This window comes from Acinetobacter sp. WY4, assembly GCF_018438165.1.
In the GTDB taxonomy this organism is placed as follows: Bacteria; Pseudomonadota; Gammaproteobacteria; order Pseudomonadales; family Moraxellaceae; genus Acinetobacter.
This window is the reverse complement of the sequence record NZ_CP053947.1, coordinates 2,207,416-2,220,200: the sequence shown is the minus strand read 5'-3', so window position 1 is coordinate 2,220,200 and position 12,785 is coordinate 2,207,416. Positions and strand designations below refer to the sequence as shown.

Below are 12,785 nucleotides of genomic sequence, written 5' to 3'. Positions count from 1 at the left end.
AAGACAACCCTATAGGTCTCAATATGCTGAACCCGTTATCACGCGCGCAACTGGAAACAATTACGTTATGGTATCTGGTTCAGCATTCTCTTTCGAGTTTCTATAAAATCAGTCAACATTATGCCGAACTGGCGCATGCCCTTCAGCCGGATCAAGTACCCGTCTGGCAAGCACTCGGCCTTCATGCCAATCATGTGCAGCGCTTAAAAGAGTTTTACCTCCCAGAAGCGCAGCAAAAATTTCAGCGATGTCTGCAGCAGATCCAGCAGGATAGCGATTTTATTTTGCTGCACAGCGATCCGCATTATCCTCAGCAGTTGCATCCTTATGCAGATAAACCACCGATCATTTTTGGTCAGGGTAGATCCGATACCCTGCTTCAGGCACAGATTGCCATTGTGGGCAGCCGCAAACCCAGTCCACACGGCCGGCAAGTAGCTTATGACTTTGCTTTTTATTTGAGTGAACAGGGTTTCTATATCAATAGCGGTCTGGCATACGGTATTGATGAAGCAGCGCATCGGGCTGCGTTACAGCATCAAGGCACGATTGCGGTGATGGCGACCGGACTGGATCAAACCTATCCAGCACAACATCAATCACTACGCCAGCAAATCATTGAGTACGGTGGTGCAGTAATCAGTGAGTTTCTACCAGATACGCTGCCTTTGCAGCACCATTTCCCACGGCGCAACCGAATCGTCAGTGGTTTAAGTCTAGGTGTGATTGTGGCAGAAGCTGCATTAAAAAGTGGTTCTCTGATTACGGCTAAACTGGCAGCTGAGCAAGGTAAAACTGTGTTTGCCATTCCGGGACATATTTACAGCGAGCATTATCAGGGTTGTCACCAACTGATTCGTGAGGGTGCGATTCTGATTGACCATCCACAGCAGGTCATCGAAGAACTGGCACTGGCGACGCAATGGCAGGCTTTAGAAAATACCACCAAAACGAAAGTTACTGAAGCAACATCACAGCAAATTCCACCGCATCTGCTCAGTCTGTATAATCAGCTGGACTGGGTGGGACAGAGTTTGGATCAACTGGGAACGCAGGTTCAGCAAGAGGTATCTGCTTTGACCAGCCAACTCATGGAACTGGAGTTACTCGGTTTTTGTACCCAGCAAGCCGGCCTCTATCTACGTTGTCGGATTCTCAAATAAGGTTCACAATAGCGCTTTGTTGTTTGATATAAGGTATCCACATGATCACTACCTCTGTTGCCGAAGCAGCAGCATGGCTTAAAGACGGACAAGTCTTGGCATATCCCACAGAGGCTGTTTGGGGCTTGGGTTGCGACCCCTATAATGAACAGGCATTTCATCAAATTTTAGAATTGAAGCAGCGCCCGATTGAGAAAGGTGTAATTTTGTTGGCAGCTCATCTTTCACAGGTAGAACACCTGCTGCAGGATTTAAGCGAAGAAATGCGTGAAAAAGTGATTGAATCCTGGAGCAATGACAGGCCTGCTGAGCGTGCGACCACCTGGCTGCTTCCTGCAAATAAAGATATTCCTGACTGGATTAAAGGTCATCATCCTAAAGTAGCCGTCCGCGTGACCACTCACCCGCTCTGTGTAGCATTGTGTCAGGCCTTTGGCGGTTTTATCGTTTCTACCAGTGCCAACCCTGCCGGCATGGAACCTGCCCGCTCACTGCAGGATGCGATCCGCTATTTTGACCAGAATCTGAATTATCTTAATGGTGACCTCGGTTTAAGTCAGCAACCAAGCCGGATTATTGATGCTGTGACTGGCGTAGTTATTCGTGACTGAGTCCTGTCTGATTTAGTCGGGACACTCAAGCCCGACTAAAGTTTTAAGACAAAAAAAAGCTCAGCCATATAGGGATGGCTGAGCATAAAAAAGGATGTGCATAAATCACATCCAGAGGGTTCAGAAAATCTCTGGGAGTCTGATAAAACAAGGATTTTCTTGCTTGATCATTCTCGATGGGCGCATTATGAAAGAAACTGAGTACAACGACAAGTACAATAAAACAATCAAATAATACATATTATCTATTAATAGAAAACATTTTTGACCAATATTCAAAATATCTTGCTCTTTCTATTCTCTTTTTAAAATAAAACGATATTTTTCTATTTGTTTTAACATTTGAAAATTAGCATTTAAAAGGGGATTTCAATTAAAAAAGTTTTGATCAACCGCTCAATGTTTAATCAGACAAAATTCTTAATTAGCTCTTTTAATTCCTAATTAAGCGGATCTGCCGGGATATTGAGCCCAGAGGATTCCGAGTAAAATGATGCCACCACCAATACTGTGATACATGGTCCAGGCTTCACCCAGCCACAAATATGCCACTACTGCGGTAAAGATCGGCATCAGGTTCATAAAAATGCTGCTGCGATTGGGACCAAGTTGCTGCACGGCCATCATCCAGAACAAGGGTGCGGCAATGGAAGGGAAAATTCCGGCATAGATAATGCTGGCTGCATTAGCGTGATTGATGCTGTCCAGACCTAAAAACAACACCAAAGGAATATGATAGAGAAAGGCCATAAAAATCTGGATATACAGGCTCACTAAGAGTGGAATCTGAATCTGCCATTTCTTCAGAAACACGCCATAACACGCATAAAAAAATACTGCGATCAACATCAACAGATCGCCAATATAGCTTTCACCGACAGTTAAAAACTGCAAGCCCTGCCCTTGTGCCATGACATACATCAAACCAATAAAGGACAGAAGACTCCCTAGCACTGCAGCCTGTGTCGGGCGAATCTTTAAAACAAAAATACCCACGATAATGGTAAAAATAGGAATAAAGGCATTGATCAGGCCCATATTGGTCGCAGTAGTGTAGTGTGCCGAGCTATAGGCCAGTCCCTGATACAGCACCATTCCCAGCGCACTCAAAACAGCAAAATGTCCGAGATGCGGACGAATCTGTGACCACGCCGCTTTGACTTTGGGCAACATGAATGGAGTTAAAATCAGCAAGGCCAAGGCCCAGCGATAAAAACTGATACTGATGGGAGAAATGTAATCTGCCACATAACGGGTGACGGTCATATTCAGAGACCAAATCAAAACTGCGGCCAGTGGTAAGGCCATGGCCCACCAGACTGCCTTTTGTTGCTGTGTCATACTTTCATCCATGAGTCGCTGGTCTTGTTATTAAGCTATTCCTATTCGCGCATCCTAGCATAATAGATTTTTCACATAAAATTGAGGCAATTTGCAGCTTTAAGTAACTGGGCTCACCTGTTTCTACTTGTACTGAAAGCGAATACCCGTTAAAACAAATACCGTTCAGTCGCAATAAACAGGAAATCTAATGACTCGCTCTGTATATGACATTCCAGTCAAAACTATTGAAGGAACAGAAACCACTTTAAACCAGTACCAGGGTAAGGTTTTGCTGGTGGTTAACGTCGCATCTAAATGTGGCCTGACGCCGCAATATGAAGGCTTACAAAAACTGTATCAGGACAAAAAAGCGGAAGGTCTGGAAATTCTGGGCTTCCCTGCCAATAATTTTTTGGAACAGGAACCGGGTAGCGAAGCCGAGATTCAGGAATTCTGTTCAGTGAATTATAAAGTCGACTTCCCGCTATTTGCTAAAATCTCTGTTGCGGGTGAAGACAAGCATCCTCTATATACCACCCTTACGCAGGCTGTACCGGAACGCATCGGTGAAGGCCCTTGGTGGAAAGATCTGGTCGATTATGGCCTAACGCCAAACCAGCCACCAGAAGTACTCTGGAACTTTGAAAAATTCCTGATCAATAAAAATGGCGAAGTAGTGGCACGTTTTGCACCAGACATCACTGCGGATGATCCACGGATTGTTGATGCAGTGAATGCAGAACTTGCAAAATAATTCTCGATTATTCTCATAAGCATCAAGCTTGAAATAAGTATCTATTTTTTGATAGATACTTATTTTTTTATTTAAAAACGGTTGTTTAATTGCATTGAAATTCACCTAAAACATTTTCAGAATGATTGCAGACCGAACACGCCAATTCGGTAAAGAAAGCGAGGTTCATAGTTATTTTTTAATCAACTTTTTCTTGTTTTTGAATAGAGCAACGTTCGCAACCCAGAAGAATTGTTATGAGTTTGCAACAATCTTTTTTATCTCCATAGTTTGTTCTTATATTAAATACTATTCAAATTCTATTATCTGTATCGAGACCCTGATTCCATGTCCAAGATTCTTGCCAATGCTGTCCTTCCTTTCGCATTATTTAGCTCGGGAATTTTACTGATGGGCTGTGAACAGGCCGTCGAAGCGCCGGCTGAACAGGCAGATACCACGACCTCAGATCTGGAACCAGCCTCTCAGCAACAGAGTTCAGCAGCGCAAACCGAACTTAAATCGGGCAATATGTTTTATATGGTTCGTGATGTGGCCGACTTGCAACTCAAGGCCGGCAGTTATGTGGAACAGTTAAAACAGACCCAGACCGAACTGCAAACGGCAGTCGAAGCCAAAGATACCCAGCAACTGCAGTCCACTGCGACCCAGCTACAGCAGCAACTCAGCAGTTTTAATCAGGTGCTGGGCAACCTGAACTTGAAAAGTCAGGAAATTGACCAGATTCGTGACAACATCATGACCGCTAATCAGCAAGTTCTGGCTTCTCCTCTTTTAAACGGTCAGGTGGATTTCAGCCAAGTAAACTTGAAAAAGATTGAATCCCAAATGGTCAATGTTCAAGCGGAAATGGTCAAACTGGCGGGTTTGCTGATCCAGAATCCAGATCAGGAATCAGAGAGCAATAGTGATCAGGAAAATACCTAAAATCACATTTAAGGCGCTTGATCGAAAAGCGCCTTTCTTAACTGCGGTGTAGGCTATACACTGTAATGGATTATAAAAATTATATTTAGATCACGAATTTTCATCTAATCAGATCATCAGGAGTTCAATCATGTCGAATTCAGTGCTGTATTCTGTGGTTTCAGTCACATCCCGGCTTGATCTGAAAGATCCTTTTATTTTTACCGTTCATCATCAAGATCATTATCCGCAAGGCAATGCCGAATTAGGCCCAGTTTCCCCGCCAAAGCAGCATGAATATGACATGTATTATGGCGAGAGTATTCCCGGTTTTCCGGAGCATCCGCATACTGGCTTTGAAACCATTACCATTGTCGAGCGCGGTTATGTCGATCATTTTGACTCGCTGGGAAACTCGGGACGTTATGGCGCGGGTGATGTGCAATGGCTGACTACTGGTAATGGGGTGCAGCATTGCGAGATGTTTCCCTTAGTCCATCAGGATCAGGACAATCCTCTGGAGCTGTTTCAAATCTGGCTGAACTCCTCACCAGAACAGAAAAAACAGCCAGCCGATTATAAAATGTTGTGGCGTGAACAAATTCCACATGTATTTTCAGCCGATGCGGGCGGACGTAAAGCGGATATCCGGGTCATTTCAGGACAGTTTAAACAGACTCAGGCACTGGACCGCCCACCACATTCATGGGCAGCCCTTCCAGAGAATCAGCTCAATATTTATTTAATCACTTTAGGGCAGGAAGCAGAATTAATCATTCCTGCAACCACTGCTACTGCAACGCGTTTTTGTTATTTTTATCAAGGTAGAAGCTTGGAACTTGAAGGACAGAAGATAGCGCCGAAGCATCTACTTGAACTCAAACCGGATGCAGATATTCAGCTCAAAGGTGGGCTGCTGGAATCACATATTTTATGGCTGGAAGGTGAACCGATCGGTGCACCGGTGGCTATGCATGGGCCTTTTGTGCTGAATAGTGCGCAAGAGCTAGATACTGCTTTTCGCCGTTATCGCGAAACCCAGTTTGGTGGCTGGCCTTGGCCAAGTGCTGAACCGTCATTTGCACCAGAACATCCGCGCTTTGCCAGTTATGAAGGCGGCAAACGTGAAGAATATCCAGACCAACCAGACAAAGAAGCCACTGAATAGTGGCTTCTTTGACATCAGATCGTATTATTTTTTCGGGCTTCTGACGACAACTAGTTTCTTCTGCACAAATTCTCTAAAACCATCAATCGATAGTTCATGCCCATAACCGGAATTTTTAATTCCACCAAATGGTAACTCAGGCGTGGTATCAGTAAACCAGTTGATCCAGATCATGCCAGTTTCTACCCGTGACGCTAGCTTTTTCGCCCGCTCGATATCCTGTGAATGAATCACGCCACCTAGGCCATAATTGGAATCATTGGCAATTTCGACAATCTCATCATCATTCTTCGCCACATAAATTTGCGCCACCGGACCAAAAAATTCTTCATACCAAGCTTCATTTTCACGCGTGATATTTTCCAGAATGGTCGGTGCATAGAAATTGCCTTGATGTTCTACAGCCTTACCGCCAGTAACTACGGTCGCACCTTGCGCTACAGCCTTTTCGACCTGTTTGGAGAGTTTTTCCAGCGCATCTTTTGAAGACAATGGACCCAACGTGGTTTCAGGATCAAGCGGATCACCCAGCTTTAACTGTTCAAAAGCTTTCAGCATGCCGGCTTTGAATTGTTCGGCAATTTTTTCATGCAAGATAAATCGTTTCGCCGCCGTACACACCTGCCCGGCATTATTAACCCGCGCCTGACAGCCTAACTTGATCGCGCGTTCCAAATCTGCATCATCGAGCACGATGAATACATCATTACCGCCCAATTCCAGCGTTGATTTCTTAAGATGTTTTCCGGCCTGTTCAGCGACAGCACTGCCCGCACCTTCTGAACCTGTGAGTGCCACACCACGCACGCGCTTGTCTGCAATTACTTCCGCGACCTGATCACTGCTGATAAACAGATTGGTCCAGACACCTTTGGGTGCGCCTGCATCCAAGACCAGTTGTTCAAAGGCTTCCGCACATTGCGGTACAATGCCAGCATGTTTTGCCAGAACCGGATTACCAATGGCACAGTTCGGCGCAAATACCCGCATCAGTTGATAAAATGGGAAATTCCACGGTTCAACTGCCATGATAATACCCAATGGATGATGCTCGACCCAGGCTTCACCCAGATCGGTCTGATAAGACACTGGCGCTAAAAATTCTTTGGCATGATCGGCATAGTATTCTGCAATTTTGGCGCAGGTTTCGATTTCACCTTCACTCTGCTTAATCAGTTTTCCCATATCCTGGGTCATAAGCTTGGCCAGTTCGGATTTTTGCGCTCGCATGTTGGTAGCCAATTTACGCAGTACTGCAATACGGGTATCGACCTGCTGTGACCATTCTGACTTTAGGATTTTTTCTGCAGTATCGAGTGCATGTTGAATATCTTGATCGCTATGCGATGGGTAGTCTTTCAATTTTTGATTGGTAAATGGATTAATAGATTGATAAGCCATGGTTTTCCCTTTTTCAATTATAAGTTTTGCCTGTTCTAAACTTCTATCGTATTAAGCTATAACAAGCGAAATCTGTTCGAATCATTTAACTTATCACTGATTTTTTTATGGCGTGTGCAGGTTTACAGATTGGTTCAAAACATTACTGAGAAAGGGTAAAAGTTATATCGAGTGGTACAAATTAAAATTTATTTAAGAATCGGAAATGTAAAACCAACACTCTCAAGATCGATACTTGCAAAAATTCCAAGCTAAAACAAATAATCTAAATCAGCTGTTTTAAGGTGATGCTAAAAATATAAATTTCAAATTTTCAGGTGTGTAGTACATTATTCTATATAGTAGAAAAAAGAAAATTCATAATGAGTCAAATACCATCTAATATCATTCAAACAGCAGAAAACTATTTTGATAATACAGTTTTAGAAACGACTGATACTATTTTTCAAGAAATTTTAAAAGCTTTTCCAATAGCATCTTCAGGTTTAGCGATTTATAAAGTTTTCAGAAGCTATAACGAAAAGCAAAAATTAAAAAATATCCTGGAATTTATAAAGGAAGGTGAAAAGTTAGCATCAGGAACATTACTAAAAATCTTCAAGAATCAAAACAACTTAGAAATAGGTGGTGAATTACTCAATGCTTTAGATAAAGTCTATTTAATCCATCAATCTAAAATGCTCGCTCGTTTAGCTCTTTTATATGATGCGAAAGAAATAAATCGTGAAAATTTTTTAAGATATGCTCATATTATTCCTCAATTTACATCGTTTTTATTAGAAGGGTTAGAAAAAGCCTACTTATCATTTGAAATGAACAAATTCGAGAAGGATTACCGCCTTACGAATAATGAATGTAACTTTTCAGCATCTGAATTAGAAAAGTTTGGTTTTTTGTACGTAGTAGCTACATTTGGTTCTGGCAATAATTATGGTAGAGAAAAAGACTTAATCTTTTTTTATGAACACATATATAAAAACAAACATGATAAGAACCTATGAACCATAAAAAAACCACCCTTTCGGGTGGTTTTTTCAATCTCAAACCGTCTCTTATTGAGCGCGGTTTTTGATTTTGCGGATCGTTTCCAACTGTGCAGCAGTTTCTGCAAGAGCAGCCAAAGCAGCAGCAGCGTCCAAATCGCTCTTTTGATTCGCAAGCAATGCTTCAGCGTGTTTACGCGCTTCAACAATAGCTGCTTCATCTAAGTTTTCTGCACGGACTGCAGTATCTGCAAGAACCGTAACAACATGCGGTTGAACTTCTAGAACACCACCAGATACATAGATCAACTCTTCTGTACCGTTTTCCAAAATAACGCGGATCGCGCCAGGTTGGAGCAAAGTTACCAGCGGAGCATGGCCAGGCATAATACCCAACTCACCGCCAGCACCTTTTGCAATTAGCATAGTTATAGTGCCTGAGTACAAAGACTCCTGAACACTTACAACATCACATTGCATAGTCGCCATGAGAATCTCCTAAATTAGAGTAGCTAATTAAAGTTTCTCGGCTTTAGCAATAACTTCGTCAATACCACCAACCATGTAGAACGCTTGTTCTGGGATGTGATCGTATTCACCAGCTAGAAGACCTTTAAAGCCACGAATCGTTTCTTTAAGAGATACTAATTTACCAGGAGCACCAGTAAATACTTCAGCTACGTGGAACGGTTGAGAGAAGAAACGCTGGATTTTACGCGCACGGTAAACAACCAGTTTATCTTCTTCAGCAAGCTCGTCCATACCAAGAATCGCGATGATGTCTTTAAGCTCTTTATAACGTTGCAATACGTTCTGTACAGAACGTGCAATTTCATAATGCTCTTGACCAACAACTAACGGATCTAACTGGCGTGAAGTTGAGTCTAGTGGATCGATCGCTGGGTAAATACCAGAAGATGCGATGTCACGGCTCAATACAACAGTTGCGTCTAAGTGAGCAAACGTTGTAGCAGGCGATGGATCTGTTAAGTCATCGGCAGGTACGTATACCGCTTGGATTGACGTAATAGAACCAGACTTAGTCGATGTAATACGTTCTTGAAGAACACCCATCTCTTCTGCAAGTGTAGGCTGGTAACCTACTGCAGATGGCATACGACCTAGAAGTGCTGATACTTCAGTACCCGCTAGTGTATAACGATAGATGTTATCTACGAACAATAGTACGTCACGGCCTTTACCGTTTTCGTCTTTCTCGTCACGGAAATATTCAGCCATAGTAAGACCAGTCAACGCTACGCGTAAACGGTTACCCGGTGGCTCGTTCATCTGACCGTAGACCATTGCTACTTTGTCTAGAACGTTAGAATCTTTCATTTCGTGATAGAAGTCGTTACCTTCACGAGTACGCTCACCAACACCAGCAAACACAGATAAACCTGAGTGAGCTTTCGCGATGTTGTTGATCAACTCCATCATGTTTACAGTTTTACCAACACCGGCACCACCGAACAGACCAACTTTACCACCTTTCGCGAACGGGCAAAGTAAGTCGATGACTTTAATACCAGTTTCTAAAAGGTCAGTAGAAGCCGCTTGTTCTGCATAAGAAGGCGCTTGACGGTGAATTGGTAAACGCGCTTCAGTCGCAACAGGACCAGCTTCGTCGATCGGGCGACCAAGAACGTCCATGATACGGCCTAGAGTCGCTGTACCTACTGGTACAGAAATCGGCGCGTTAGTGTTAGTTACGTTCAAACCACGCTTAAGGCCTTCAGTAGAACCCATTGCAATAGTACGAACTACGCCATCACCAAGCTGTTGCTGAACTTCTAAAGTAGTTTCAGTACCATCTACTTGGAGAGCGTCATAGATCTTAGGAACGCTGTTGCGTTCAAACTCGACGTCGATAACCGCGCCGATGATCTGAATGATACGACCGCTATTCATTGCTGTCTCCTCAATTCAAAATAATGTTAAACGGCAGCGGCACCACCAACGATCTCAGAAATTTCCTGAGTAATCGCGGCTTGACGCAGCTTGTTATAAATAAGTTGCAGGCTCTTAATGATCTCGCCTGCGTTGTCTGTCGCTGCTTTCATAGCGACCATACGTGCAGACTGCTCACATGCGATGTTTTCAATCACACCTTGATACACCACAGACTCGATATAGCGAACCAACAAGCCATTTAAAAGCTCTTCAGCTTCAGGCTCGTAGATGTAATCCCAACCGTATTGACGGTTCAGATTCTTGTCTTCTTCAGCAGCAGCCAAAGGAACAAGTTGTTCGATCTTTTGATTTTGAGTCATGGCATTGACAAAGCCGTTTGACACTAGATAAATACGATCTAACTCGCCTTTATCATAAGCGTCCAACATCACCTGTACAGAACCAGATAACTGCTCAAGACTTGGGACATCACCGACTTGCGTCGTCGCACCAAGCACTTTACCGCCGTAGTTTTTAAAAAACGAAACCGCTTTTTGACCAATTAAAGCAAATTGAACTTCAATTGACTGCTCTTGTTGCTGTTGAACGTGTTTAACCACTTTCTTGAACAGGTTAATGTTCAAACCACCAGCAAGGCCACGATCTGAAGACACAATGATATAGCCAACGCGCTTAACCGGGCGTTCAACCATATAACGGTGTTTGTATTCAGGATTCGCTTGGACCAAATGAGCAATTACACGGTGCATATTTTCGGCATACGGACGGCCTTGAGCCATGCGCTCTTGCGCACGACGCATCTTAGAAGCTGCTACCATTTGCATCGCTCGAGTAATCTTCTGCGTGCTCTTGATACTAGCTACTTTGGCGCGAATTTCTTTTAAATTTGCCATACGCTTAACCTAGTATTCGAAAGCCCTTGCGAGCTTCCGAAGGTTGATTCCGTGAACCAAACCGACACTAAATTCAACAGAGGTTGAAATTAGTAAGTTTGAGTCGCTTTAAAGCTTTCAATACCTGCTTTGATTGCAGCTTCGATGTCTTTGTTGTAATCACCAGAGGCATCGATTTGTTGCATTAACGCAGCATGTTCTGAACGGAAGTAAGAAATTAACGCAGCATCAAAGTCTACGATTTTCTTAACGTCTACGTCAGCCATGTAGCCTTCGTTAGATGCATAAATTGAAACAGCTTGGTCAGCAATTGAGTATGGAGCATATTGTTTTTGCTTCATTAACTCAGTTACACGTTGACCATGTTCAAGTTGCTTACGAGTTGCTTCGTCAAGATCAGAAGCGAACTGAGCAAATGCTGCCAATTCACGGTATTGCGCCAAAGCAGTACGGATACCACCAGACAATTTCTTGATGATCTTAGTTTGCGCTGAACCACCAACACGAGATACAGAGATACCCGCGTTCACAGCAGGACGAATACCTGCGTTGAATAATGATGTTTCAAGGAAGATCTGACCATCAGTAATCGAAATTACGTTGGTTGGTACGAATGCAGATACGTCACCCGCTTGAGTTTCAATAATCGGTAATGCAGTTAATGAACCAGTTTGGCCTTTAACTTCACCGTTAGTGAATTTCTCAACGTAGTCAGCAGATACACGAGAAGCACGTTCAAGTAGACGCGAGTGTAGATAGAACACGTCACCTGGATACGCTTCACGACCTGGTGGACGGCGTAAAAGCAATGAAATTTGACGGTAAGCAACAGCTTGCTTAGACAAGTCATCATAAATGATTAACGCATCTTCACCGCGGTCACGGAAGTATTCGCCCATTGTACAGCCAGAGTACGGAGCTAGATACAGCATTGCTGCTGGATCAGCTGCAGCTGCTGCTACAACAGTTGTATACGCCATAGCGCCAGTTTCTTCTAGCTTGCGTACCACGTTAGCGATAGTCGATTGTTTTTGACCGATTGCTACGTATACACATTTAATGCCAGAGTTTTTCTGAGCGATGATCGCGTCGATCGCCATTGCTGTTTTACCAGTTTGACGGTCACCAATGATCAACTCACGTTGACCACGGCCTACAGGGATCATTGTATCTACTGATTTATAACCAGTTTGTACAGGTTGATCCACTGATTGACGCCAAATTACGCCTGGTGCTACTTTTTCAACAGCATCAGTTAATTTTGCATCAATAGGGCCTTTACCATCAATCGGGTTACCCAAAGCATCTACTACACGGCCTAAAAGTTCTGGACCAACCGGAACTTCTAATACACGACCTGTGCAACGCGCTTTTTGACCTTCTTGAAGGCTTAAGTAGTTACCTAAAACAACGACGCCCACTGAATCCTGTTCTAGGTTCAGTGCCATACCGTAAAGGCCGCCGTCGAATTCGATCATTTCACCGTACATAGCGTCAGCTAAGCCGTGAATACGCACAATACCGTCGGAAACCATAACAATGGTTCCTTCGTTCTTAGCGGTTGCGCTGGTGTCCAGATCGCCGATACGCTGTTTAATGAGCGCACTGATCTCGGATGGATTCAGTTGTTGCATTGCGCTATACCTCAATCTTTTTAAAGTTCAGTCTT

At 43.5% G+C, this 12,785-nt stretch carries 12 protein-coding genes; 6 read left to right on the top strand and 6 right to left on the bottom strand.

What is annotated here, in order from left to right:
* Positions 1–23: 23 nt before the first annotated feature.
* A complete protein-coding gene (gene dprA, locus G4D73_RS10350) occupies positions 24–1,163 on the top strand; it encodes a DNA-processing protein DprA (protein ID WP_213686721.1) in 1,140 nt (379 codons plus the stop codon).
* 41 nt (positions 1,164–1,204) lie between these two features.
* Positions 1,205–1,774 carry an L-threonylcarbamoyladenylate synthase gene (locus tag G4D73_RS10345; RefSeq protein ID WP_044112401.1) on the top strand — a complete coding sequence of 190 codons (570 nt, stop codon included), beginning with the start codon at positions 1,205–1,207 and terminating at the stop codon, positions 1,772–1,774.
* Between the two features lie 444 nt (positions 1,775–2,218).
* Here the strand turns inward: G4D73_RS10345 and G4D73_RS10340 are convergent, their stop codons facing one another.
* Positions 2,219–3,115, bottom strand: a complete 897-nt coding sequence (locus G4D73_RS10340) for a DMT family transporter (protein WP_213686720.1) — start codon at positions 3,113–3,115, stop codon at positions 2,219–2,221.
* 190 nt (positions 3,116–3,305) lie between these two features.
* On the opposite strand from G4D73_RS10340, the gene G4D73_RS10335 reads away from it, so the two are divergent.
* The 3 genes from G4D73_RS10335 to G4D73_RS10325 all read left to right on the top strand — a co-directional run bounded on the left by G4D73_RS10335 (position 3,306) and on the right by G4D73_RS10325 (position 5,925).
* The gene (locus G4D73_RS10335) at positions 3,306–3,851 is read left to right on the top strand and encodes a glutathione peroxidase (protein ID WP_004281007.1); all 546 of its coding nucleotides are present in this window, start codon (positions 3,306–3,308) and stop codon (positions 3,849–3,851) included.
* Positions 3,852–4,178: 327 nt separating this feature from the next.
* Positions 4,179–4,778: a hypothetical protein gene (locus tag G4D73_RS10330; protein ID WP_004281004.1), complete on the top strand. Its 600-nt coding sequence runs from the start codon at positions 4,179–4,181 to the stop codon at positions 4,776–4,778.
* 130 nt (positions 4,779–4,908) lie between these two features.
* Positions 4,909–5,925 (top strand): pirin family protein, encoded by a 1,017-nt coding sequence (locus G4D73_RS10325; protein WP_213686719.1) that lies wholly within the window; start codon positions 4,909–4,911, stop codon positions 5,923–5,925.
* A gap of 24 nt (positions 5,926–5,949) precedes the next feature.
* Here G4D73_RS10325 and G4D73_RS10320 read toward each other — a convergent pair whose 3' ends face one another.
* Positions 5,950–7,326, bottom strand: a complete 1,377-nt coding sequence (locus tag G4D73_RS10320; protein ID WP_213686718.1) for an NAD-dependent succinate-semialdehyde dehydrogenase — start codon at positions 7,324–7,326, stop codon at positions 5,950–5,952.
* 362 nt (positions 7,327–7,688) lie between these two features.
* Here G4D73_RS10320 and G4D73_RS10315 point away from each other — a divergent pair, with 362 nt between their 5' ends.
* Positions 7,689–8,327 carry a hypothetical protein gene (locus G4D73_RS10315; protein WP_180050939.1) on the top strand — a complete coding sequence of 213 codons (639 nt, stop codon included), beginning with the start codon at positions 7,689–7,691 and terminating at the stop codon, positions 8,325–8,327.
* Positions 8,328–8,378: 51 nt separating this feature from the next.
* On the opposite strand, the gene G4D73_RS10310 is transcribed toward G4D73_RS10315, so the two are convergent.
* The 4 genes from G4D73_RS10310 to atpA form a co-directional block, all read right to left on the bottom strand.
* Positions 8,379–8,798 carry a F0F1 ATP synthase subunit epsilon gene (locus G4D73_RS10310; RefSeq protein ID WP_004732608.1) on the bottom strand — a complete coding sequence of 140 codons (420 nt, stop codon included), beginning with the start codon at positions 8,796–8,798 and terminating at the stop codon, positions 8,379–8,381.
* A 27-nt stretch (positions 8,799–8,825) separates the two neighbouring features.
* Positions 8,826–10,220, bottom strand: coding sequence for a F0F1 ATP synthase subunit beta (gene atpD / locus G4D73_RS10305; RefSeq protein WP_004644863.1), 1,395 nt, complete (start codon positions 10,218–10,220; stop codon positions 8,826–8,828).
* A gap of 26 nt (positions 10,221–10,246) precedes the next feature.
* Positions 10,247–11,116, bottom strand: a complete 870-nt coding sequence (gene atpG, locus G4D73_RS10300) for a F0F1 ATP synthase subunit gamma (protein WP_213686717.1) — start codon at positions 11,114–11,116, stop codon at positions 10,247–10,249.
* An 89-nt stretch (positions 11,117–11,205) separates the two neighbouring features.
* On the bottom strand, positions 11,206–12,750 hold the full coding sequence (atpA, locus tag G4D73_RS10295; RefSeq protein ID WP_004644861.1) for a F0F1 ATP synthase subunit alpha: 1,545 nt from the start codon (positions 12,748–12,750) through the stop codon (positions 11,206–11,208).
* Positions 12,751–12,785 lie beyond the last annotated feature (35 nt).